Origin of the sequence: Lewinella sp. IMCC34183, assembly GCF_003390915.1 — a bacterium.
Lineage (GTDB): Bacteria > Bacteroidota > Bacteroidia > Chitinophagales > Saprospiraceae > Neolewinella.
This window is the reverse complement of record NZ_QMEM01000012.1, coordinates 14,995-38,503: the sequence shown is the minus strand read 5'-3', so window position 1 is coordinate 38,503 and position 23,509 is coordinate 14,995. Positions and strand designations below refer to the sequence as shown.

Genomic DNA, 23,509 nt, shown 5'->3' with positions numbered 1-23,509 from the left:
CGAGGGGCGCCTGGAGGACGAACTTCGGGATGGGTAGTGGCCATGTTCTTTGTCAGATACGTTTGCAACCTTACCAATGGACAAGGTTTGATGTAAGTACGTCGAAATCACCTAAAAGTGTTTCCATCGTCCCAATTTTAATACTTCCAAGATAGGTAAAACACAACAAATGCGTCGTTCCGCAACAAACCTTAACGTTTGGTCAGAAATTGCACACCTCCTCCGGGAGGCCGCCGACGACGGCGACCACCCCTTTGCCCTACCCACGTTGTGCTCCAGCGGCTCCGGCGGCCTGGCCCGCGGCCGGATGGTGGTGCTCCGTGCGGCCGATCCCGACGCGGCCACCCTGCGCACCTATACCGACACCCGCTCCGTAAAGGTGGACCACCTGCAAGCGCATCCGGAGTTCAGTTACGTTTTCTGGGATCGGGAGACCCGCTACCAGCTGATGTGCGGCGGTCCTACCCACTGGGCGGACGCCGCCGAGACCGACGCCGTCTTCGCCGACCTGCCCAAACATAGCCGTAAGGCCTACGCGACGCGCAGCGCTCCCGGCACCCCGCTGCCGGGGGGGGGTAGCGACCTCCCCGAAGACTGGGACAGCCTTGACCTGGACGGGACGGATTACGCCCGCGAAAATTTCGGGATTTTGGTGACGACGCTGGCGTGGGCCGATGTCCTGCAATTGGATCGCGACGGGAACCGCCGCGCCCTGGGCCACCGGCGGGCCGGTGAGTGGACGTGGGAGTGGATCACCCCCTAGCCCCTACCCTGCCGGCTGTACGTCGCGACAGCGCTGCAGCCAGTCCTGCCCCACCAGATCCTCAACCGGCGGCATTTGCCCCAGCGCCATGAGCTCGTTGATGGCCGCGGCCTCCGCGTCACGCTTGACGCCAAGACAGGCCTGTACGTGGCGGTCCTTGACGTAGAAAGCCAGGAAGGGCGATTCCCCGGGGGTACCGTCGAAAACGATCTCGTCGTAGTCGGTACCGTGGCCCACATAGCGGTAGTTGACCCCCTGCTGGTTGGTCCAGAAGAAGGGGACCATCTGGTAAGCCTCCGCCTGCCCCGCCATGTTACGACCGGCCACGCGTCCCTGTTGTCCGGCTACTTTCCAGTGCTCGATGCGCAGTAATCCTTCCCGGTCGGGGTAGGTGGCGATATCCCCCGCGGCCCAGGCGTTCTCGCCGTGCGCTGCCAGGTGGCCGTCGACGCGGATGCTGTGATCGTCCTGGAAGGCGACGCCCGCGATGTAGTCCGTGGCGGGCCGTACCCCGATGCCCACCACGACCAGGTCGGCCGGCAGTTCGCTGCCGTCGTCCAGGGTGACGCCCGTGACGGCGCCGTTGCCCGTGATCGCTTTGGCCTTCCGCCCGAAGCGGAAGGTCACACCGGCGTCTTCGTGGAGCTTGCGGGTGTACGCGCCGACCTGCTCTCCGAATACCTTGCCGAAGGGCAGGTCCGCGGTTTCGACCACCGTCACCTGCGCGCCGCGCTTGCCGAGGCTCATGGCCGTTTCCAGACCAATGAAGCTGCCGCCGATGATCACCGCGCGACTTCCCTCGGAGGCCTGCTCGCGGGCGGCCACCGCGTCGGCGGGTTTGCGTATGGTGAACACGCCGTCACGGTCCAGGCCGGGCATATCCGGTTCCACGGGGATGCCGCCGGTAGCCATGAGTACGCGGTCGTAGGCGATGCTGCTGCCGTCGGCCAGCCCGATGGTCTTGGTGTTCAGGTCCAGCCGTTGCACCTGCGCGCCCGCCCGGAAATCGACGCCGTAGCGGCGGTAGAAGTCGGCGGAGCGGAGCGAGAGCTTCGCGGTCTCCATATCCTCCTGCATAAAATTCTTGCTGACCTTGGTGCGGTCGTAGGGCGGCAGTTCTTCCTGACTGAGGAGGACCACCGAGCCCTCGCGGTCGATGGCGCGGATGGCCTCTACCGCGTAGGCACCGGCCGTTCCGCCGCCCACGATGGCGTAGGTATAGTGGTTGTCGGTGGGAGTTTTTACCGGCCACGAGCCGTCCGGGTCGGGGCGGTTCTTGGCTACCGGCTCTTCGCTTACGTGGATGTCGTCTCCCGCTACCCGCACCTCGAAGCGAGGCAGCCCGTCCATGCCGGGGGCCTCGAGTTGCTCGCCGGTACGCACGTCGAAGCAGGCGTGGTGCAGCGGGCAGCGCACCCGGTGTTCGCACAGGGCACCCTTACTCAGGGCGAACTGGTAGTGGCTACATTTATTCTCCACCGCGTAGACTTCGCCGGCTACGTTGGCAAGGAGGACGTCGTAATCGCCCACCTTTACGCTGTGCATGTGGCCGGTGGGAAGCTGTGAGAGGGAGAAAACTCGGGTCATGGGTCGGTACTTTGCCTGCTATAAGCACGCCCCGCCCCATTGGTTCACACCACCTCGACGCGGGCGCCGGGGCCGGAGGGCAGCACTTCCCCGAGCGGGGCAACCGGGTGACCGGCCGCGGCGCAGGTCGCCTCGAAGTCCGCGGCACGTTCCGGAGCCACGGCCACCAGCAGCCCGCCACTGGTCTGCGGGTCCGCGAGCAGCCACTTCTGACGGTCGGTGTCGAGCTTGACGTACTTGCCGTAGCTAGCGAAATTGCGCTTCGTGCCACCGGGGATGCAGCCGGCGTCGAGGTAATGGTCGAGCAGTTCGGCATCGATCAGGGGCACGTCGGCCATGCGTACGCGGGCCCGGGCATTGCTGGCCGTGCACATCTCGTTGAGGTGGCCGAGCAGGCCGAATCCCGTCACGTCGGTCATGGCGTGGACGTACGGCAGCTCCGCGAGCGTGGGGCCGAGCCGGTTCGGGCGCACCATCTGGGTGGTGGCGAGGTCGGCGTCCTCGGGGCGGAGTTTCTTTTGTTTCTGGGCGGTGCTGAGGATACCGACGCCGAGGGGCTTGGTCAGGTACAGCAGGTCACCGGGGTAGGCTCCGCCGTTCTTTTTGAGGTGCTTGATGGCCACGCGGCCCGTTACCGCCAGTCCGAAGATGGGCTCCGGGCTATCGATGCTGTGGCCGCCGGCCAGGGGAATGCCCGCCTCGGCGCAGGCCTGCCGGCCCCCTTCCACTACCTGTCCGGCCACCTCGGGGGGGAGCTTATCCACCGGCCAGCCCAGGATCGCGATGGCCATGAGGGGCGTGCCGCCCATGGCATATACGTCGCTGATCGCGTTGGTCGCGGCGATCCGGCCGAAGGTCAGGGGGTCGTCGACGATGGGCATGAAGAAGTCCGTGGTACTGATCACGGCCGTCCCGTCGCCCAGATCGTAGACGGCGGCGTCGTCGCGCTCCTGGTTGCCCACCAGCAGGTCGGGAAAGGTTTCTCCCGGGGCGGTACCGGCCAGGATACGGTCGAGGACCGCGGGGGCGATCTTGCAGCCGCAGCCGGCGCCGTGGGAGAATTCAGTGAGCTTTATATCGGTCATGTCGGGAAGATTTAGGGGGGAAATAAAAAAGCCCCCGGTTCGGACGGCGCGAAGGTAAGTTCGCGCGGACATCCGTACCGGGGGCCGGGGTTGCCGAGACTAAGCGCTAGTAGAGGCGCAGGCTGGGGTCGCGGTCGTCGCGCAGTTTACGGTTCTTTCCTTTGGTCTGCTCGGCGAGCTTGACGGCGGTAAAGGCGTTGGCCAGTCCACCGGTGGCACTCAGTTCTCCGAACTTCACCTTTTCGCCGTCCGTACCGGGCTTCACGACCTCGAGGTCGACCGGGACAGCGCTCTGCTCGATGATTTCCTTTACCTGCTTGGCCTTCAGGTCGGGGAAGTAGCTCCGCAGCAGGGCGGCGATACCGGCCACCATGGGGGCGGCCATCGAAGTACCGTCGAATTTGGCGTACTGGTCGTCGGGGATGGTGGAGTAGATCTGCGCCCCGGGGGCGAAGACATCCACGTACTTCTTGTTGTAGTTGGAGAAGGGGGCGGCCAGGTTGTCGTCGTAGCTGCTGCTGGCGGCACCGACCTCGATCCAGGTCTTGCCGGTCCGACGCTTACCCTGGTAGGTATCGTTGGGGTAGTTGTTCTCCAGGGTCAGCAGCTTGCCGTCGTTGCCGGCGGCGTGGACCAGCAGTACGTCGTGCTTCTGGGCGTACTTCATGGCGTCGTCCACGGCGTCTTTGTACGGGCTGGCGCCCTTACCGAAGCTCATGTTGATCACCTTGGCGCCGTTGTCCACGGCGTAGCGGATGGCGTTGGCCACGTCCTTGTCGCGCTCGTCGCCGTTGGGGACGGTCCGCACGCTCATGATCCGGACGTAGGTGCCGCCTACGCCGTTCACGCCGATGTCGTTGCCGTGCACGCCGGCGATGATGCCGGATACGTGGGTACCGTGGGCGGCATCGGGGCCTTCCACGTCGTTGTTGCCGTAGTTGCGCTGCTTGAGGTTCGTGGGGTCGTCGCCGACGATCTCGCGGGCATCAAACTCGGGATTGTAGTTGTACTTCAGCTGGCTGTCGAAGTATTCCTGGGCTCCCTCCAGCTGCTCGTAGAGCTCGGCGAAAGTGGTACCGCCGGCGGTGGCGTTGGCCACTACCTGCTTAACGATGGCGATGGTTTGGTCTTCGCTCTCCAGTTCGGCGATGTCCTCGGCGGTCACGTCTGCGGGTTCCTTCCCCATCTGTTCGAGGGCACCATCGATGGCCGTTTTGATCATCTCGTACTGCATGGCCGTGGGTCCGAGCTCTTCCTGTTTCTTCTCGATGGTCGATTTGTACTCCTGGTAGCGGTCGTACTCGGCCTTCTCTTTCTTGTTCAGTCCGTCGCGGTTGCGGTTGTTGTACTTGGCGTCGAGCTTGTTGTACAGGCGTACGATCTCGAGGTTCTCGTAGTTCACGTTGCGGCCGTCGGCGCCGCCGATGAAGTTCCACCCGTGGATGTCGTCCACGTAGCCGTTGTTGTCGTCGTCGATACCGTTGCCGGGGATCTCACCGGGGTTGGTCCAAATGATGTCCTTGAGGTCCTCGTGCTCGATGTCGACGCCGGAGTCGATCACGGCCACGACCACGGTTTCGGCCTGCTTCCCGGACAGGTAGGTTTCCGCGCGTTCGGCACTTACGCCGGGGTAGGAATTTTCGTCGCGGTCCAGCTCCCACCAATTATCGGGTACGGAACTTTGGGCGGAAAGGCCGACGGTGGTAGCGAAGGCCAGGAGGAGAAGTAACTGTTTCATAGATTGGTTGATTGGCATAAACTCGGGGTCCCACCTTACAGCGTCCCGGGGCGGGGACGCAGGTGCAGGGCCGGCAGGTATGCTAGGAAAACCGGTAGCCCGGCCGGGCGTTGGTTAGGAAAACCTTAAAAGCGCCACAAACATAGCGCAAGGCTCCCGCTTTTCCGCGCCTAGCGGCGGATGATACGCAGCGCCCCGCCGGCCGTGCGCACCGTGTAGTAACCCGGGGCCAGCCCACTCAGGTCCAGTCGCGCAATACCGACAGCGTCAGTAGCGCTAATAAGAACGGTGCGCCCCGCCGCATCCACTACACGAATGGGCGTTCCGGCCGCCGCCGCAGCGGTTACCACCGTCACCGGACCGGACGTCGGGTTTGGATAGGCCGCGGGGGCGTCACCCATGCCGGTGCCCGCTACGCTGCGAATGGGTGAGTAGCGGGCACTGCCATCCTGCTCGACGATGCGCAGCCGGTAGTGGACGCCGGTAGGCGGACAGTCGGCGTCTACGTAGACGTACTCCGCCCGGCCCCGTCCGGCCACCGCCACCAGGTCCTGCCAGCTCCCCTGCGCCGCGGCGCGCTGCACGACGTAGGTCGGACGGTCGCGCTCGTCGCTTACCTGCCAGGTGAGGCGGGCCTCTCCCGCCGGGGTTCGCGTTGCGGAAAACGCGGTCAGCGTCACCGGTAACGTGATCGCGGAGGCGGCAACGACGGCCTCCGAAATGCCCGCCGCGGCCACCCGCTCGAAGAGCAACCGGTGCCCGCCGTCGTTGACGTGCACCCCGTCGCCCTTATCGAGCGCCGGGTCGATGTGCCCAGTGGCGTCCGCCAGGCCGTTCCAGAAATCGAGGGAGCGTGAGCCGTACCGGTCGAAAATGCTATCGCGCATCTCCTCCTGCAGCGCTATCTGTGCCGGGTCGCTAAAGTTCCGCGGCTGGGTGGTCGCGATCCAGACCGGCACCCCCTCCCCGTCGGCTTCCGCCACCATCCGGTCCAGGTTCGCCAGCTGGTCGCGGGCGGGGAAGCTGCGGGCGCCGTCGTTGGAGGGTAGGTTGACGATGATGGCCGCGGGGTCAAAGGCCAGGGCCGCGGTGCTGTTTCGATCCCGGTCGACCGGGATCGCGATGGTGTCCGGGTTGCGGGTGCCGGTCGGTTGGACGTGGTAGGTGGTATAACCGCCCCGCGCCAGGTTGACGACTTGAAAGCGGGTGTCCCGCCTGAGCAAAGCGGCGTACCGGTTGACCCAGCTGCTGTCGGCCACCGAAGCGCCGTTGCCCGCGGCCGTAGAACTACCCACAATGACAATGGTCAGGGTGGATGTGTCCCGGGCGATGGTGAAGTCACCGCCGCTGGCTTCGCTTAGGGTGGCGGCCGAAATGCGCAGGCGGGCCGTCCGCGTCGGGGCGTCGGGTACCGTCCAGGGGTAGGCGTGGTCACTCCCGTCGACGGTATCGATCGGAATCCAGCTACCGCCGGCGTCAACCGAATATTCTAGCACAACCTCCGGGACACCCGCGGACGCCCAGGCCACGGTAACTTCCTTGCCCACCTGGTAGTACTCGCCGCCGGTCGGACTCAGCAGGGAAAGTTCCGCTACCTCCTCCGCATCCTGCTCGGCGTAGGTAAGGCGCAAGGCGTTGAGGTAGTAGAATCCGTAAGCGTTATCGTTGTCCGGCCCGGGCCCAACCGTAATCACCAGCCGGCCGCCGGGCGTTGGCACCATCGTATCCCGGGCGACCCGGCCAAAGTTTGCCGCGGCGTCCAGGTAAACGGTATCCCGGCCGGCCCCCTGGATGATGTACATCGTCTGTCGGTTGTCGGTAGTATTGACACGGGAGGCGAACAGCTCCAGCGCATAAGGCTCGGCGGGTTCCAGGCCCGTAATCTCCACCGCCGCGGTCGGCTGCGTCTTGCCCGCAAATTCCACCGTATTTCCGTAGAACGAATCGGACGACGCGGAATCCGGGTAGGCAAGCTGCGGACTGGCCTGGAGCGTACCTTCCTCATTCACATTATTGAAGGCGTCCACTACGGCGAGGCCGTAGCCCGTCGCGAAGCCCGAGGAATTCACCAGGTCGGCCACCTTGCCCAGCGACGGGTGGGTGACGTTGTTCCAGCCGAACCCCGATCGCCTGGTGGAGTAGCCAAAATCTACCTGTACGGTGTCGCGGCCCACCTCGGCGCCCGCTTCCGTGGCGAGGTCCTCGAAGGGATAGGTGACGGCCACCGCGTTGAGGTAATAAAAAGCGTAGGGATTGGTATTGGTCGGATCGCTCTCCGCCAGCAGGACTATCGTACCATCCGCCGCCGGGCGAACGCTTCCCACGGCTGTTTGGGACAGGTTGTCCGCGGCGTTCAGGGTAACCGTATCCCGTTCCGCGCCGATGAGGATGTAGCGGCCGGTGCGGTTATCTCCCCCGGTACCCGTCCGGGAGGAGTAGATTTCGAAGGTGTAGACTTCCTCCGGCCGGAGGGAAGAGAAAGTGACGGCGCCGGTGGGTTCCGACTTACTTTGGAAGGTGGCCGTATTGCCGTAAAAGGAATCGCCGGTCGCGGAGGCGGGGTACCCGGCCGGACCGCCCGCCTTCGCTCCGTTGTAGTTGATGGCGGCAAAGGCGTCGGTCACCGTAAGCCGGTAGGCGGTCTGCAGCCCCCGGGCGTTGGACAGCGACAGGGAGGCGCCGGCTGCGGGACTGGTCACGTTGTTCCAGCGGGGAATTTCGCTGGTCGTCGAACCGAAATCGACGAGTATGGTATCGAGGGCCTGGGTGCGGACGGGGCCCGGGGCCACCATTCCCACGGTGAGCAGGCAGAGCGATAGAAAACTGGAGACGTTCATGAGAGCCAAATACCAAGGTCAAAAACTGGCCGGCACGCCACCCCTGGGGGCACGCATGGACGACCCCCAGAAAGGCTTAGGTCGCGGCAGGGGAACGCCCCCCCGGCCCCCCGGATTGCCCGCCGCCGGGGGAAGTCGCCGATATTCGATGGTACCGCCCGGATGCCACGCCGGACCGCCGGACCGTCACGCCCGGAAAACGGGAAAAAGGAGGTGACTTATTCCCCCTTTCCCCGTCTTATGTATTCTAAACCCAAACATAGGTTGCAACCCCTTGTTTTTCAGGTACCTATTCGCAGCAACTCCCCGAAGACCATGAACAAGTTTTACGATCGCCTCCGCTACTGGCGCCGGGAGCGCCCCAAAACGTTTTTTGCCGCAGCGGGACTTTCCCTGCTGGCAACCGGTAGCCTGCTGGCCGTGGGAATGTTCCTCCTGCTCGTCAACCTGGGCGCATTCGGCGAAATGCCCTCGCGCCAGGCCCTGCTGGATTACCGCAACGACGTGGGCAGCGAAGTGTACGACGCTAATGGCCTGAGCCTGGGACGCTTCTACGCCCAGGACCGGACCGTCACTGAATACGAGGAACTGCCGCAGCACCTCATTGACGCCCTCGTCGCTACCGAAGACAGCCGCTTCTACAATCACCACGGAATCGACTGGACCGCCTACGGCCGCGTACTCTGGAAAACCCTGCTCCAGGGCGAAGACGACCAGGGCGGTGGCTCTACCCTGAGCCAACAGCTGATCAAGAACGCCTACGGCCGGTCGGAGCTGGGGTACGGCTACCAGACCGACCTGGTTCTCCACAAGGTGCGCGAGGGGATCCTGGCGCGTCGCCTGGAGAGCGTGATGCCTAAGGAGGAGGTCATCAAACGTTACCTCAACACGGTCAGCTTCCCCGGCAATACGTTCGGTATCGCCGCCGCCGCGGAACGCTACTTCCAGAAGCCCCCCTCCCGGCTCAGCCTGCGGCAGTCGGCCAGTCTGGTCGCCTCCCTGAAGGGCACCTCCAGCTACGACCCCCTACGCGCTCCGGAGCGCAACGCCGCCCGTACCGACCTGGTCCTTCGCCTGATGGCCCGTGCCGGCTACCTTACTGCTGAAGAGCTGGAGGCCGGTCTGCAGGACTCGCTCCGCCTCAATTACCACCGCAAGGCGCAGGAGGAGGTGCTGGCCCCCCACTTCGTGCAGGCGGTTCGCCGTGAGGCCCTGCGGCTGATGGCCGACGTGGACCGCCCCGACGGAAATTCCTACAACATCTACAGCGATAACCTGCGCATCTATACCACCCTCGACCTGCGCCTGCAGGAGCACGCCGAGGCCGCCGTGGTCCGGCAAATGGACGAGTTGCAGCGCGACTTTGTCCGTCACCTCGGCCGCCGCGACGCCTGGGAAACAGAGGCCAGCCTGCGGGGTGCCGTACGCAACAGCGAACGCTACCGCGCGGCCCGGGCCGCCGGCCTGGACAGCACGGCCATCATGGCCGACTTTACTACACCCCGGTCGATGGAGCTGCTGGTCCCCAACGGAGAGCCCCTGGAGGGGGAGTTCACCCCGCTGGACAGCGTGGCCCACAGCCTGACGTTCCTGCGCGCGGGCTTCCTCGTGATCGATCAGTTGGAAGGCGCGGTCCGCGCCTGGGTGGGAGGTAGCGACTACGACTTCAGCCGCTACGATCACGTCCTCAGCCGCCGGCAGACCGGCTCCACCTTCAAGCCATTTGTCTACGCGGCTGCCCTGCGCGAGGGCTTCGACCCCTGCTACCGCCTCAGCAACGCCCTGAGGACCTACGCCGACGAGGAAGGTCCCTGGACGCCCCACAACTCCGACTGGAACCACGGCGGCACCTACAGTATGCACGGTGCGCTTACCCACTCGATCAACGTGGCGGCGGTCCGCATGATCATGGAAACCACTCCCGAGCCGGTCGTCGAGATCGCCCGGCAGCTGGGCCTGACCGGTGAGATCCGTCCCATCCCCAGCATCGCCCTCGGTACGGTCGAGAGCAGCCTGTACGAAATGACCGCCGCCTACGCCGCCTTTGCCAACGACGGCCGCTATACGGCGCCGTGGTACATCAGTCGCATCGAGAACGCCGCCGGAGAGGTGATCTACCGCCACGAGAGCGAATGGACCACCGTGCTGGAACCCGAGCCGGCCGCCGAACTGCGCACCATGCTCCGCCGCGTAGTGGAGCGGGGCACCGCCAGTCGTCTCCGCTGGCAATACGGGGTATTGCGCCCCTCCATTGGCAAGACCGGTACGACGCAGAACATGGCCGACGGCTGGTTCATCGGCAGCACGCCGGGCCTGACCGGTGGCGCCTGGGTCGGCGGCGAGAACACCGGCGTTCGCTTCCGCAGCGGCGATATGGGCAACGGCGCCCGCTCGGCCCTGCCGATCTGGGCCTACTTCCTGCAGAACGTGGAAAAGGATGAATCCCTGGCCACTACCCTCGGCGTGGATTTCCCCGAGTTGTCCCAGGAGGTCAAAGAGTCCTTTTACTGTGCCGAGTATATTCCTCCGGTGGAGATCGTAGACCAACTCGAAGACGCCGAAGACATTCCCGAAACCACCCTCCCCGTCAGGGAAACCGCCACCCTCCCCGTCGGGGAGGGTGGCTGATCCGCTAGTCCGTCACCCGCAACTCCCGCCGCTTTTCGCGGAGTTCCGTTTGCAGGCGCTCCTTTTCCGCGGTGAGGGAGGGATCGTCGATCCGATTTTCCATCTCCATGGGGTCCTCCTGCAGGTCGTACAGCTCGTAGCCCTCGAAGCCCGGCTCCGTGAAGTGAATAAGCTTGTAGCGGTTCCCGCGTACGCCTTCGTGGCGGGCCACGCGGTGGAAGCTGTTCATCTGCTGGTAGTAGCGGTAATAGATGTAATCGCGCCAGTCGGCGGGGGTCTCGCCTTCGAATAGCGGCACAAGGCTGTAGCCCTGCAGGTCCTCCGGTGCGGGTACGCCGGCCAGGTCCAGTAAGGTCGGAGCGAGGTCGATGTTGAGTACCAGGGCGTCCGTGCTGGTGCCAGGCTCGATGAGCGGGGGATACTTTATCAGCAGCGGAGTGCGGTGGCTCTCCTCGTACATGAACCGCTTATCGTACCAGCCGTGCTCCCCGAGGTAGAATCCCTGGTCGCTGGTGTAGATGACGATGGTATTCTCGGCCAACCCGCTTTCGTCGAGGTAATCCAGGACCCTTCCCACGTTATCGTCTACGCTTTTGACACTCGCAAGGTAATCCTGCATGTAGCGCTGGTAGCGCCAGCTCAGCTCCTCGTCCGTTCCCTTCACCCGTTGCCATTCGCGGCCCACGCGATCCAGGAAGGGTTTCCAGGCGGCCCGCTGTTCCGGGGTCAGCCGGTCGATCTCGTTGTAGAAGTACTGGGCCATCCGTTCCGTTCCCCCTTCCCAGAAGGTGGCGCCGCCGGTGCCGGGGTCGTTGGGCTCGTACTCCTCGATCACCTTCAGGTCCTGGCTGACGAACATGTCGGCGATGCGCATGTCGGCGTGTTCGGCCCGCGGCCGGCCGGCGTAGTCGTCGCGCAGGTTGGCGGGTTCCGGATAGGTTTTGTCGAGCAAGCCGGGCAGGTCGCTGGTATCCGGCATCCAGTTGCGGTGGGGGGCCTTGTGCCAGTACAGCATCATGAAGGGCTGTTCCCCGTCGGCGTTGCGCCGCAGTTCCTCGAGCGCGTAATCCGTAATTAGCCGGGTGGTGTAGCCCATGGTGGGCGCCAACGTATCGCCGTTGTGGATGAAGGTCGGGTTATAGTAGTCCCCCTGATCGATGAGGGCGCGGTACTCGTCCAGGCCTTTAGGTACGTAGGTCAGGTGATGCTTGCCGAACAGCGAGGTACGGTAGCCCGCCTCGTGGAGCGCTTCCGGGAAGGTCCACTGGTCGGGGTCGAAGGGACTCAGGTTATCGATCTTGCCGTTGATATGGCTGTACTTGCCCGTCAGGATGGCCGCGCGGCTGGGCGCGCAGATCGAGTTCGTCACGAAGCTATTGCGGAACAGCATGCCCCCGTCCGCGATCCGGTCGAGGTTCGGGGTCTGAATAAGCTCATCCGTATAGGCGGAGATCGCACGCTGGGCGTGGTCGTCCGACATGATGAAGATGATATTCGGTCGGTCCGATACACCGCCGCGCCGGTCGGTGTCGGAATCGGGGGCGGGGCCGCAGGTGCAGAGCAGGCCAGCCAGGGAAAGCAGGTAGAGGCATCGGTACATACCGGCAATATAACCGATTGCGGCATCTTGCTTCCGGGTACGTATTGGTGGTCCCCCGCGCGCGCTGAACTAGTGGAGGGGAAGCAGCGGCAGGTAATACGTGAGGTGGGCACCCAGCTGCCGGTGGCTGAAGGTTCCATCGTAGCCCGCCCGGTCGTTGGCCGAGGCCTGTACGCGCGCTTCGAAGGCACCGAGGCGGTAGCCGGCTCCCACGACGAGGCCGTAGTCTACGCCATTGAGTTCCTCGGAACCCTCCATGATGACGGCGGGCCCGGTGTCGAAGGTCCGGCGCATTCTGCTCTTCATGGGCAGTCCCCCACGCAGGCCGGCTTCCACGAAGGGTCCGGTGGGAGCGGGGGTCAGGGAATAGCGGAAGGTGGCTTCCACGACGAGGCTCTTGTTCACGTAATCCCACCGGCGGAAGCCGGTACCAATCTCGGGCTCGGTGACGCGCTGGGTGACCGAGAACTTGGCTTTGTTAAGGACGGCGCGGCCCTGGAGCATTACCCGGCTACCCGGGTGGTAGAGCAGGCTGAGGCCCAGAGCTGGCGTGGAGGCATCGGACGTAATGATCTCGTCGCTGTTGTCCAGGCTTGTCCGGTAGGTCAACTGCTCGTACCCCACCGAAGGACCGATGGAGAACTGCGCGGGCGCCGTTTCCTGCGCCCGTACGAGCAGCGGAAAGGACAGGGCGATAAAACACAGAAAGGCAGGGGTAAAGGTAAATTTCATGAGGAGTGATTGGAATGATCTATCGGCCCGCTGAGGAGCGCGATGGTAGCTAGACGACAGGCGTCCGGCCGGGCGGGCAGCACTAAGGCGTACCGCCCGGCCGGGCGGGTTAACGTTCTACCCGGACGGGTACGCGCTTCGCGAGGCGCTTGGCCTCGAGGGTGCGGAAAAGGATCATCGACACGAGTACGGGAATGATGACCAGGAGAGTAAAAATGAGCAGGATGGGTAGAATTACCAGCATATGGATGGAAATTAGGTGAATGGCGTAGCCGATAAGCGGCTGGCTATCTAACGGTTTGGGTGGCTCCTTCGTATGCGGTTAAAGGCTGAGGTCGAAAAGTTGCGCGAATCAGCTCTCGTCCCGCAGCAGGCTGATCAGCCTGTCGCGGAAGGAGAATGTAGCGGTACCGGTCAGTTCGATGCGCTGGCCGGCCGGCGGTCCGCCGGGAATACCCTCGGCCAGTACCCCCGTGTAGTCGATGGCCAATTCAAGGCTGTCCCCGACGGACGTGATCGCGGTAACCCCCTGTTCCCGTTCGGAAAACATACGTGCCGCCCGTTCCGCCTGCTCGGCGAAAGCGGCCCGGCCCTCGGTGGCCAAGGTGGTGGCCCGGTCGCTCACGTTCTCAAAGCGGACGTCGGGGTGCAGGACTTCCAGCATACCGGGTACGTCGAAGCGGTTATAGGCGGCGAGGTATTGACGTACCAGTCGGATCTTTTCGTCTTCGGTCATGGCGGGAGAGTTGATTTACATCCTTGTAATCCGGCCGGGGTAGCGAAAAGTTCCGTCGCCGCTACCCGACGCAGCAGTATACACCTCCGGGCGAAGATGACTTTCACCGTCACCGAACGAAAATGTAAACCGGTTGCAACGACGTACCTTCCCGTAATCATTCGCTTCACCATGACCCACTTCTCCCCCACCCGACCGGTCGGTGCCCTGTTGCTGCTGTTGTTCCTGAGCGTATCCGTGTCCCTCCGGGGACAGCCTACGCCGGGCCTCGACCGGCAGCCCATCGTCCAGCGGCACCACGTGGAAATCACGGACCTCGATCCGATGAATGCCCTGACGGTGGGCAACGGGCGATTTGCCGTGACGGTGGACGCCACCGGGCTGCAGACCTTCCCCCAGCGGTACGCATCGGGTATCTCCCTGGGTACCCTTTCCGAGTGGGGGTGGCACAGTTTTCCCACGGACAGCAGCTACCGCATCGAGGAAACCCTGCGCTACACCGCTTCCCACGGACGCCAGATCCCGTACGCCGTACAGTGGTCCACGAAAGACCGCGCCGCCCGGGCAGCCGATTACCTCCGGCAGAACCCGCACCGGATGCACCTCGGCAGCATCGGCTGGGACATCCGGACCCAATCTGGAACACCCGTAACGCCCGGGGACATCACCGACATCACCCAGGAGCTCGACCTCTGGAACGGGCGGATCGTGAGCCGCTTCACCGTAGGGGGAACGCCCGTAGAGGTCACTACCGCCGCCCGGCAGGAGGCCGACGAATTGGTGGTCACGGTGCGCAGCCCGCTCCTCCGCGCCGGACGGCTGGCCGCCACCGTACGCTACCCCTACCCTACCGGAGAATGGCTGGACGAGGCGGCGACCTTCGCCCCCGACGAAGCGGACCGGCTTACGGCTACCCGGCTCGACGCGGGCAGCTGGCAGGTACGCCGCCGGATCGATACCACCTCCTACGTCACCCGTTTCCGTTCGGCAGACGGAGCGCTGGAGCTGGATTCCCTGGCTGACGGCTACCGTTGGCGACCGCTGCAACCGACGGAGGAATGGACGTTCACCGTAGCGTTTGCTCCTTCCCCGGAAGACCTTGCACCCGCGTCCGCGCCCGACCCCTTCGCGTCCATAGCGGCGGATTACCATACCTACTGGAACACCAACGGCATCATCGACTTCGGTGCGGTGGACGACCCTCGCGCGTACGAACTCGAGCGCCGCATGGTGCTCAGTCGCTACCTCACCCACGTAAACACGAGCGGCAGCGTACCGCCGCAGGAAACCGGCCTGACCTACAACTCGTGGTACGGGAAGCCCCACCTCGAAATGGCCTGGTGGCACGGCGTTCACTTTGCCCTTTGGGGCGAGGAAGACGTGCTGCGGCGGTACCTGGACTGGTACTTCACCGCCCTGCCCGGCGCCCGCGCCATTGCCGAGCGTCAAGGGTTTGCGGGCGTACGCTGGCAGAAAATGACCGACCCCGCCGGCGGGGAGACCTCTTCCTCCATCGGTTCCTACCTCCTCTGGCAGCAACCGCACCCCATCTACTTTGCCGAGCTGCTGTACGAACTACAGCCGGATACCGCCCTGCTGGAGACCTACGCGCCCCTGGTAGAGGCCACGGCGGATTTCATGGCGGACTTCGCATACTACGATTCCACGCGGCAGGAGCGCGTGCTGGGACCGGGGGTCATCGCCGCCCAGGAGCGCTTCGGGGCGGATACCACCATCAACACCACCTTTGAGCTCGCCTACTGGCGGTGGGGCCTGGAAACCGCCCAGGCGTGGCGGGAGCGCCGCGACCTCGCGCGCCGCCCGGAGTGGGACGCCGTGCTGCGGGACCTCAGTCCCCTGCCGCGGGCCGACGGTATCTACCTGGCGGCGGCCTCGGCCCCCGATTCCTACACCAACGAGCGGTACCTGACGGATCACCCGAGCGTACTCGCCGCCTACGGCCTGCTGCCCGCCACTGAGGGGCTCGACACGGCTACGATGCGCCGGACCCTGGACACGATCTGGCGGATATGGCACTGGGAGGACACCTGGGGGTGGGACTTCCCGCTCACGGCCTTCACCGCCACCCGCCTGGGCGAACCGGAACGCGCCGTGGATGCCCTGCTGATGGACGTACCCAAAAACAGCTACCTGCCCAACGGCCACAACTACCAGCGGGACAATCTGCGCCTGTACCTGCCGGGTAACGGTGGATTGCTCGCGGCACTGGCCCTCATGGCGGATGGGGGTTTTCCGGCGGGCTGGGCCATCCGGTGGGATGGGCTGCACGGCCTGCCCTGATCCTTACGCCCGGGTTCCGAACTTAGCCTCCAATCATCCGTTGAGGCCCTGGAGTGTCCGTACCCGACCACCTGAAGGTTGTCCAAAAGGACAGCAGCCGGGTACTACTGGCGGGGTAAGACCGGTTAATAACCTGTCGAGCCGCGTCCGCACCCTGCGGACGCGGTACAACGGTCCTCATGAAAGATACTTACCCAGAGACTTACGTCCGACGATGACCCCTACCCAGAGCGTATTTTGTACGGTATTCGAGCGTGATTACCACCTCGGCGTCGGCGCCCTCGCGAATTCCCTCTATCATCAAGGCTACCGCGGTGTACTGTACGCCGGCTACCGGGGTCCGCTGCCCCCGTGGACTAACGGGATCAGCCCCGACGCCAGCGGCACCGCGATTTATGACGTGGCGGAGGGGATGTCCATTCACTTCGTACGGCAGGGCACCGACGAGATGCTGGCCAACATCAAACCCCAGCTTATCGAGCAGGTTTGGGAACGCTTCGGCGATACGATCGAGAACGTCTTCTATATCGACTGCGATATTGTGGTGAAGGCCGCGCCGAAACACTTCGAGGAGTGGGCCCGGGGGGGCGTGGCCCTGTGCGAGGATATGAACTCACCGGTACATACCAGCCACCCGCTCCGCCGGCAGTGGGCTGAGTACTACGCCGGTTTCGGCATCGATTACGTACCCAAGGACGACGTCTACGTCAACGGCGGCTTCGTGGGCATTAACCGCCGGTACCGGGACTTCGCCGGTCTCTGGAAGACCATTCAAGAGCACATGAAGCTCAATACGGGACGGCAGGACCGCATCGGCATCGCGGACCGGTGGAATATGTTCCACTTTATGGACCAGGATGCCCTCAACGTGGCCAAGGACCTGACGGAGCACGTCAGCATCATGGGCCGCGACGCGATGGATTTTGGCAAATTCGGGTACGTCATGTCGCATGCCGCCGGCCGCAGCAAGCCGTGGCAGAAGAACTACCTGCGCAACCTGATCTCGACCGGTCAGCGACCGGGCTTCGCGGACAAGCTCTACTGGCAGCACGTCAGCCATCCGATCCGCCTGTTCCCGGAGTCAAAGGCGGAGCGCAAACGGATGGCGATCCGGACAGCCTCCTTCCTCAGTCGGTTCTTTACGCGCACGTAAACAGCTAGCCGGAGCGCTCAGCGGCTCAGCCACGCGTCCGGCACGGGAATGATGCAGATACTTAGGGTACGACCGTCTTCGGCCAGCATGGCCGACTGGATTTCGATTTTGGTCCCGTCCGGACTGAAAGTGGGGTGCGGGTGATCGGCCGCGGTAGTCTTGTGCCCCGTCGACAAGAGCATCATTTCCTCGGTATGCCGATCGATGAGGTATACGCTACGGGAAAAATCATCGCCCACCGCAAAGCGCCCGTCTGGGGAACCGTGTACGTGCCAGAGCCCGCTACCCGCATCCGTTTGCCCGGCGATCTTCATTTCCCGCGTGGTGATGTTCACGATCCCGAGACCGGTAGGCTTCTCTCGGGTACCACTGGGCCCCCACTCCTTCTCCTGCCCCGGCCCTCCCTGGTCGGAAGCATCGATACTGCGGTGCCCCATGATGGCAAATGCGACCTCGTCGGGGCCGATCAAGGCTTCGTGGGTCACCCATTCGTAATCGGCTTCGGGATACAGCGGCCGCAGCCCGGAGCCGTCCGCCTGAACGATCCAGGTGCGCTGGGGAGATTTGCCGCCGGTTTCCCAGCAGAAAATGATCTGTCCCGCTACCCACGGATTGGTCTGTATGTGCCCTACTTGAAACGGCACCGACACCACGTGGCTGATCGCTCCGGTCGCGATGTCCAGCTGGGCGATGCCCCCCGGACCGGCCCCCATACCGCGGGGCCCAAAGTCCGCTTCCAGCTCCGTTCCTTCGGCCAGGTATTCGGCGGCGTGTTCCGCACCGGTGCGGAAGTACAGCCGGTCTTCTTCGGCGTCCAGCGCGAGGTCACCGTGGGCGCCCCAGGAAGCGGGGATCGTGCCGATAGTGTGTTGGTAGGTACCGGCAGCGCGCAGATCCCCGGACTCACTATCGGCAAAGAGCCGGTCGAGGTCCACGACTACAAGTTCCATGGCCCCTTCCCGGTCCCCCGCCGCCTTACGCATGAAGTACAGCTTCATCTCCTTCCTGGCGACGGTCAGCATGCCCACGTAGCCGCCCTCAGTAACCTGTACGAGCGCACCGCTGGCTTCGTGGACGGCCATGGCCTCACCGGCCACGCGGTCGGAGCGGAAGATGAGCCACTCCCCGTCGGCGGTCCACTGATTATGGGTGGGGTATATCTTGGAATCTCCGCCCCCGGCTCCGGTCAGAAAGATCAACTCGTGACCGGTCACGGGGTCCGCGATGACCTGCCGCTCGGACGGGAAGCGCGTCCCGATCTGGGCGCCCAGCGGGACGGTGACGATGGCGAGGAGCAAGATTAAAAGTCCGGGAATGGCGTGGCGAAGCATGGGTCGGGAGTTGGTCGGATTGCGGGACGGTACGGGTGAGTGAGTGAATGAGTGAGGGTACTAGTTCTCCTCGAAGATGGGTGCGTCGCCGGGGATCTCATGGTCGTAGAACTGCACCGCGCTGTCGTTCATCCGCGCGAAGGAGTTCTCAAGCAAGGTGATCATTTCGGCGCCGGCCAGCAGCACGGGTCCGTAGCCGTGGGCGGCGTACACGTTCACCGGCCGGTAGTAGTAGAAGGCCGGATCGAAGCCCATGCCGGTGCCCACGCAGGTACCTTCCACCTGTCCCCTGCCGTTCACCTTGGTCGTGACGGCGTTCCACCCGAGAGTGGCCACCGGACCGTAGGCGCGGGCATCGATGTATCCTCTATTGATCGCGCGGGCGATGGCAAAGGTGAAGATGGCCGTGGCGGAGGTTTCCAGGTAAGAGTCGTTCCGGTCCAGCAACTGGTGCCATAGCCCCTCCGGAGACTGGTAGCTGGCCAGTCCGGCGATGTGCTTGCGGAGGTAGGCGAGCACCTCTTCCCGGCCGGCATGATCCTCGGGCAGCACCTCGAGCAGTTCCACCATCGTCATGATGGCCCATCCGTTGGCCCGCCCCCAGTGGAACTGGGGATGGTGGTCGGTCCCCTCGATCCAGGCGTGCATGTAGAGGCCCTTTTCTTCGTTGAACATCCGTTCGGAGAACTGCAGGACCTGAAGTACCGCATCGTCGAAGTAGGCCGCATTACCGGTGTATTCACCGGCCTGCGCCAGGGCTGGCACACTCATAAACAGGTCATCCAGCCACAGCGAATTGGTCATTGGGCGGTTGCGGGCGAAAGTACCGTCGGCAAGCCGTTGCTGGTCGTCGCTGATGTAGGAAACAAAATTCTCGATCATGGGGTCCAGGTCGCCCCCGAATCCGGCGCGCTTGGCCTTGATCATGGCCGCGCAAATGGCCCCGGCATCGTCCAGGGCGTGGGGGTGCAGCACGGACCGCATGGGATGCCGGAAGGAGGGGTCCTCCGCCTCCAGCCGCGAAACCACCGGGTGGAGATCGGCCAGGAGTGCCATACGGCGGTTGACGTAGTCGGCGTACTTATCATCCCCGGTGCTGGCCGCGGCCGCAAGCATGCCGGCGTAGGTCACTCCCCATTCGTAACTGACGAGGCGGAAGTCGGCCTGCTGGAAAGCGATGTCGTCCGAGGCCCGGAGGGTAGAGAAGTCACTGATCGGTTCCCCCGACCCGCTGTGGACCACTGCCGCCGGCGAGGCCTCCTCCAGGTAGCCGTATACCCGGTCCAGCACCCCGGCAATAGATTCCGTGGAGGGTATCCCGTAGGGAACCTGGTAGTCGGGCCGGGAAAGGTGAAGCGGGGTATTGGCGTCGGTCTGCTGTGCGCGGAGCGGCACCCAACAACCCAGGATGACGGCCAGGGAAAAAATGTACTTGTGCATGATCGGTGTAAGTTTTACGGCCACCGCCCTTCCGGCGGGCCCGGCAGCCACCGCTACGGCAGCAGCGCGGGACGGTGCGGGAGCCGTCAGTAAGATAGGTAGGATTGATAAATTGCTATCGGTTGCAATGATCAGCCAAGGAACCCGGTGACTATTCCAGGACGAACGAGACGTCGTCCACGCGGCAGAATGCGCCGGCGCGGCCATCCGCCAGAAATCCAATCTCAACCTGGTTGTCCGTGACCAAAATCGCGTCGATCCGGAGGGTGGTCCAGTCTTCGTTTGCTTCCGTCACGCTTACACTGAACCGTTCTCCCCCCGACTCGGCGTACATTTCCAGGGCGTTGAACCCTTCACTGTTTTTGACCTTGGCGGTGAGTGTATACCGTCCGTTTGGAAGCACGACGTACGGGGAGGAAGCGATGGTCTGGTGTACGTTTCGCTTAAAGCTTACCCTATCGCTGATATTCAGGCTGCGTTCGCCGACGACACGTTGGCGCTCGGCCCGGCTATTCTCGTGGTTCAGGACGGGTGAGAGCGAATCAAGGGAAATTTCCGTACCGGCCAGCACCTCGGTTATCCAGCCGATCAGTCGGGTCTGTACGGGCTTGACCGTACTGGGCATCAATTTCCGGTCGGCCTCAAAACTGGGATTTTTGACGTAGTTGTTGTCATCGGCTACTTTCCACTCGCCCGTTTCTTCGTTTAGCAACCAGGAGTTGAGGGAGTTGAAGTAGGGGGTATACTCATCGAAGGAGAGCGGAACCCACTGATTGTAGCCTAGGCCGTTGCCCGCAAAGTTGGCCCAGCGGTCGCCGCAGAAGATTACCGTTTCCTCTTCGGTGCCCCGTACGGTGTAAAAGAAGCCGGTTTGGGAGATGTGTGCGTAATCCTCTTCCGCCCCGGGGAATACTTGCATATCGTTTTCCGGGAGGTAGGGCCCCATGATGTCGTCAGCTACGAGGAAGTAGGGAAGTGACCCGTCCCATCCGTACAGCTGGGACGCCGCGAGGTAGTATTTGCCCCGGTACTTAAACATGCAGTTGCCCTCGCGGCCGTTACCCGCAAATACCTGCTTGTAGTCCAGCAGCGTAAGGGTGTCGTTCTGCAAACCGATCTCGGAGATGAAGATTTTGTGCCGGCCCTTTCCGTAGCTGTACACCAGGTAGGATTTGCCGGTATCCTCGTCGGTAAAGACCGTCTGATCGCCGGTGTTGGAGGTTCCGATCCACTCCTCCATGCTCTTGTGGTGACTCACGTTGAAGGGTCCGAGCGGAGAATCCGCCACCGCAAAGAGTACCCGGGCGTTGTGCTGGATGATGAGGACGTACTGGTCGGCCTCCGCCACGTACGCTACGCCCATGCGACCGAGCCAGCCGTAACGACGTTCCGCCTCCCCGAATACTTCGTCCGGGGTGAGCACGTCCGCCTCAAATTCCCAATTGACCAGGTCGGTAGACGAGTAGCAATTTACGCCCTCGAAGTTGTTCCGGTCCTGCGTGACGGAGGGATCCTCCCGGTACAGTTCTGCCTGTTTGTAATGTACCCCGTACCAGTAATATTTCTCTTCTCCGGTCTCCGGATCGGGAAATTTGAAGATCCCCCCACCCTGGCTGTACAGGGGCTCGCCGCTTTCAGTATCCCAGAAGGTATCGTTCCTGATGGGCGCGTACTGGGCGGTGGCGGAGGAAAGGATGAAACCGGTTGCACAGATGGCCAAAAGCAGTTGTCGGAGGTTCATAGGTACTTTTCTATTCGGTGGGAAAGCGTGTGGACGCGAAGGAAAACGGGCTTGGTGCCCATTCAATGTAGACAAAAAATTAGCGGACTCGGCCGTTTGCGGTCGCTGACGGATCAAGTTACCGATTCGATTGTCGGTTTCCCACCCTTCGCGGGCATCGCAGGTCCGATGGGGAGGCGGTTTTGGAGTTGAGGTCACTTCCCCCAGGACTTCAACTACCACCACCCCCACACCGGCTACGGAAGGCTACCGCCCGGGGAATTTCGGCAGCGCCAATCGGTGTGAGCTGGTCAGTTATAAGCTGTCCAGCCTTGGGTAGATCTTCCCTATCTGGTGCGATTCGCCGCACACCCACCTTCTGCCTGTTACCGGGCGAACGACACGCTTCCGTGCGGCCGTGGGCCGGCAATCTGCTTAGTGATCGATTGGTACGGGAGCAGGCCGCTTTATTTGCGACCCTCCCCTTCTTCCCTACCCCAGCCCCTGCTAGTTACCGGGTTTCCGGGCCTGCTGGAAGGTATTCTGGATGAGGGACTTCAGTTCCCCCCGGTCGCGGATCACCTTGACCACTGCGTGGCCCCCCTCATCTACCGGGTGAAGGGTGACATTTGCCGATTCCCGCAAACGCTCGGCGTGCTTGCGGTCGAGACGGTGCTGCGGGGAATAGTAAAGATTGATGCGGGTAGCGTAGGGGGCCGCCGCCGCCAACTGCTCCTTCAGGTCGAAGTACTCGGGTCGCTTCCGATCGTAGGCGTAAACATCGGATAGTTGTCCCGACCAGCGACGGTCGAAGGTGAGCAGCCGCCGGAAGCGCCCGATGAAGGTCTGCGGGGCGAAGGAAATCACCGTATCCACGTTGAGCAGCGTACCGAAAAGGATAGCCGCGTAGCCCCCCATGGAATTGCCGAGGAAACAGACGTTGTCGTAGTTCTTCTCCCGGATGGTATCCCGCAGGTAAGTCGTCACCTGGTCCACGTGGTCCAGTTCCGCGTCGACCCCCTTCTGGTACCACGCCTGGTGGAAATCCCGGAGGTAGATCTTGTCGCAGGGTATATCCGAGATCGAATTGAAGAATTCAAATACGGGCATCCCAAGTCCCTGCTGGATGCCCCCAAAGGAAACCAGCAGGTTATTGCGGCCCTCAAAGGAGGCGAGTCTGCCGGTGTCGGTTTTCTCTAGTTCTTCACGTGTCATGGGATAATTCTCTGGGGGTGAGCGTAATACGGAAAGGCCGCACCCGTGCGGGTACGGGAGGCGCACTTTCGCCGGCCTCCAAGGTACGGGACGGGCGGAAGATCCCGGTCATGGCACCCGCGTCCGCCCCGCACTCAATTTATGGCGGGGCCGCGGGTGCGGTGGCAGATCGTTGGGGGGCGCTACCGTTCTCCGTGGGGATCGGGTACCAGGTTATCCGTACGCATGAATTGAATGATGTCGCGGGTATACACCTCTGCGCCCCCGGTGTTGAGGTGGCTGTGAGCGGCGAAGTTTGTGGGGTCGCGGTAGGCCTCCTCCGCTACATCGTGGGCGTAGAAATAGGTCGGGGGCTGGGTCAGTTCCCGCATCCGCGCCACCCAGCCCGGGTTGGCCTCGCGGAAGATGGGGGCGGTGGCATAGATGAGGTTGACCCCGTTTTCGTGGCACAGCTCCTTGCGGGAAATCGTTCCGCCTCTCCGCTGGTGACATCGACGTCACGAGGGTCCCCTAATTGCCGTTGTCTTCGGCCGCTGCGCGTACCGTAATACCAAATGATTGGCAGGGGGCGAACCCTTTCGCGGCGCAAACCTCCAAGCTTTTTACGAATTTTTATCGCCTATCCCGGCGGGAGAGCTACCGG

Annotated in this window: 17 protein-coding genes; 4 read left to right on the top strand and 13 right to left on the bottom strand. The window is 63.3% G+C overall.

From position 1 onward, the window contains the following. The first annotated feature begins 169 nt into the window (after positions 1-169). Entirely contained in the window at positions 170-763 is a 594-nt protein-coding gene (locus DQG19_RS19115; RefSeq protein ID WP_116127911.1) for a pyridoxamine 5'-phosphate oxidase family protein, read from the top strand. A 3-nt stretch (positions 764-766) separates the two neighbouring features. Here the strand turns inward: DQG19_RS19115 and DQG19_RS19110 are convergent, their stop codons facing one another. The 4 genes from DQG19_RS19110 to DQG19_RS19095 form a co-directional block, all read right to left on the bottom strand. Then, the gene (locus tag DQG19_RS19110; protein WP_116127910.1) at positions 767-2,350 is read right to left on the bottom strand and encodes an FAD-dependent oxidoreductase; all 1,584 of its coding nucleotides are present in this window, start codon (positions 2,348-2,350) and stop codon (positions 767-769) included. 44 nt (positions 2,351-2,394) lie between these two features. Next, complete coding sequence (gene selD, locus DQG19_RS19105; protein WP_116127909.1) at positions 2,395-3,435, bottom strand: selenide, water dikinase SelD; 1,041 nt, start codon at positions 3,433-3,435, stop codon at positions 2,395-2,397. 106 nt (positions 3,436-3,541) lie between these two features. Continuing rightward, the gene (locus tag DQG19_RS19100; RefSeq protein WP_116127908.1) at positions 3,542-5,173 is read right to left on the bottom strand and encodes a S8 family peptidase; all 1,632 of its coding nucleotides are present in this window, start codon (positions 5,171-5,173) and stop codon (positions 3,542-3,544) included. Positions 5,174-5,343: 170 nt separating this feature from the next. After that, positions 5,344-8,010: a GDSL-type esterase/lipase family protein gene (locus DQG19_RS19095; protein WP_116127907.1), complete on the bottom strand. Its 2,667-nt coding sequence runs from the start codon at positions 8,008-8,010 to the stop codon at positions 5,344-5,346. Between the two features lie 315 nt (positions 8,011-8,325). Here DQG19_RS19095 and DQG19_RS19090 point away from each other — a divergent pair, with 315 nt between their 5' ends. Continuing rightward, positions 8,326-10,638: a transglycosylase domain-containing protein gene (locus tag DQG19_RS19090; RefSeq protein ID WP_198661811.1), complete on the top strand. Its 2,313-nt coding sequence runs from the start codon at positions 8,326-8,328 to the stop codon at positions 10,636-10,638. Between the two features lie 4 nt (positions 10,639-10,642). Here DQG19_RS19090 and DQG19_RS19085 read toward each other — a convergent pair whose 3' ends face one another. From DQG19_RS19085 to DQG19_RS19075, 4 genes are all read right to left on the bottom strand, one after another. Further along, positions 10,643-12,238, bottom strand: coding sequence for a sulfatase (locus tag DQG19_RS19085; RefSeq protein ID WP_116127905.1), 1,596 nt, complete (start codon positions 12,236-12,238; stop codon positions 10,643-10,645). A 69-nt stretch (positions 12,239-12,307) separates the two neighbouring features. After that, complete coding sequence (locus tag DQG19_RS19080) at positions 12,308-12,970, bottom strand: outer membrane beta-barrel protein (protein ID WP_116127904.1); 663 nt, start codon at positions 12,968-12,970, stop codon at positions 12,308-12,310. 109 nt (positions 12,971-13,079) lie between these two features. Next, positions 13,080-13,214, bottom strand: coding sequence for a hypothetical protein (locus DQG19_RS21515; RefSeq protein WP_255418780.1), 135 nt, complete (start codon positions 13,212-13,214; stop codon positions 13,080-13,082). Positions 13,215-13,322: 108 nt separating this feature from the next. Continuing rightward, entirely contained in the window at positions 13,323-13,706 is a 384-nt protein-coding gene (locus DQG19_RS19075; RefSeq protein WP_116127903.1) for a nuclear transport factor 2 family protein, read from the bottom strand. A gap of 171 nt (positions 13,707-13,877) precedes the next feature. On the opposite strand from DQG19_RS19075, the gene DQG19_RS19070 reads away from it, so the two are divergent. Beyond that, entirely contained in the window at positions 13,878-16,007 is a 2,130-nt protein-coding gene (locus tag DQG19_RS19070; RefSeq protein WP_116127902.1) for a hypothetical protein, read from the top strand. Between the two features lie 214 nt (positions 16,008-16,221). After that, entirely contained in the window at positions 16,222-17,160 is a 939-nt protein-coding gene (locus tag DQG19_RS19065; protein ID WP_116127901.1) for a hypothetical protein, read from the top strand. A gap of 17 nt (positions 17,161-17,177) precedes the next feature. Here DQG19_RS19065 and DQG19_RS19060 read toward each other — a convergent pair whose 3' ends face one another. From DQG19_RS19060 to DQG19_RS19040, 5 genes are all read right to left on the bottom strand, one after another. Beyond that, the gene (locus DQG19_RS19060; RefSeq protein ID WP_116127900.1) at positions 17,178-18,491 is read right to left on the bottom strand and encodes a hypothetical protein; all 1,314 of its coding nucleotides are present in this window, start codon (positions 18,489-18,491) and stop codon (positions 17,178-17,180) included. Positions 18,492-18,551: 60 nt separating this feature from the next. Further along, the gene (locus DQG19_RS19055; protein ID WP_116127899.1) at positions 18,552-19,931 is read right to left on the bottom strand and encodes a glycoside hydrolase family 105 protein; all 1,380 of its coding nucleotides are present in this window, start codon (positions 19,929-19,931) and stop codon (positions 18,552-18,554) included. A gap of 151 nt (positions 19,932-20,082) precedes the next feature. Beyond that, on the bottom strand, positions 20,083-21,672 hold the full coding sequence (locus DQG19_RS19050) for a family 43 glycosylhydrolase (protein ID WP_116127898.1): 1,590 nt from the start codon (positions 21,670-21,672) through the stop codon (positions 20,083-20,085). A gap of 486 nt (positions 21,673-22,158) precedes the next feature. Then, complete coding sequence (locus DQG19_RS19045; RefSeq protein WP_116127897.1) at positions 22,159-22,866, bottom strand: alpha/beta hydrolase; 708 nt, start codon at positions 22,864-22,866, stop codon at positions 22,159-22,161. A gap of 182 nt (positions 22,867-23,048) precedes the next feature. Beyond that, entirely contained in the window at positions 23,049-23,246 is a 198-nt protein-coding gene (locus DQG19_RS19040) for a hypothetical protein (protein WP_198661810.1), read from the bottom strand. Positions 23,247-23,509: the final 263 nt, after the last annotated feature.

Excerpts from the sequence above, each read along its gene's own strand:
- DQG19_RS19115 (WP_116127911.1), top strand. The coding sequence starts at position 170 with ATGCGTCGTTCCGCAACAAACCTTAACGTTTGGTCAGAAATTGCACAC.
- DQG19_RS19110 (WP_116127910.1), bottom strand. The coding sequence starts at position 2,350 with ATGACCCGAGTTTTCTCCCTCTCACAGCTTCCCACCGGCCACATGCAC.
- selD (WP_116127909.1), bottom strand. The coding sequence starts at position 3,435 with ATGACCGATATAAAGCTCACTGAATTCTCCCACGGCGCCGGCTGCGGC.
- DQG19_RS19100 (WP_116127908.1), bottom strand. The coding sequence starts at position 5,173 with ATGAAACAGTTACTTCTCCTCCTGGCCTTCGCTACCACCGTCGGCCTT.
- DQG19_RS19095 (WP_116127907.1), bottom strand. The coding sequence starts at position 8,010 with ATGAACGTCTCCAGTTTTCTATCGCTCTGCCTGCTCACCGTGGGAATG.
- DQG19_RS19090 (WP_198661811.1), top strand. The coding sequence starts at position 8,326 with ATGAACAAGTTTTACGATCGCCTCCGCTACTGGCGCCGGGAGCGCCCC.
- DQG19_RS19085 (WP_116127905.1), bottom strand. The coding sequence starts at position 12,238 with ATGTACCGATGCCTCTACCTGCTTTCCCTGGCTGGCCTGCTCTGCACC.
- DQG19_RS19080 (WP_116127904.1), bottom strand. The coding sequence starts at position 12,970 with ATGAAATTTACCTTTACCCCTGCCTTTCTGTGTTTTATCGCCCTGTCC.
- DQG19_RS21515 (WP_255418780.1), bottom strand. The coding sequence starts at position 13,214 with ATGCTGGTAATTCTACCCATCCTGCTCATTTTTACTCTCCTGGTCATC.
- DQG19_RS19075 (WP_116127903.1), bottom strand. The coding sequence starts at position 13,706 with ATGACCGAAGACGAAAAGATCCGACTGGTACGTCAATACCTCGCCGCC.
- DQG19_RS19070 (WP_116127902.1), top strand. The coding sequence starts at position 13,878 with ATGACCCACTTCTCCCCCACCCGACCGGTCGGTGCCCTGTTGCTGCTG.
- DQG19_RS19065 (WP_116127901.1), top strand. The coding sequence starts at position 16,222 with ATGACCCCTACCCAGAGCGTATTTTGTACGGTATTCGAGCGTGATTAC.
- DQG19_RS19060 (WP_116127900.1), bottom strand. The coding sequence starts at position 18,491 with ATGCTTCGCCACGCCATTCCCGGACTTTTAATCTTGCTCCTCGCCATC.
- DQG19_RS19055 (WP_116127899.1), bottom strand. The coding sequence starts at position 19,931 with ATGCACAAGTACATTTTTTCCCTGGCCGTCATCCTGGGTTGTTGGGTG.
- DQG19_RS19050 (WP_116127898.1), bottom strand. The coding sequence starts at position 21,672 with ATGAACCTCCGACAACTGCTTTTGGCCATCTGTGCAACCGGTTTCATC.
- DQG19_RS19045 (WP_116127897.1), bottom strand. The coding sequence starts at position 22,866 with ATGACACGTGAAGAACTAGAGAAAACCGACACCGGCAGACTCGCCTCC.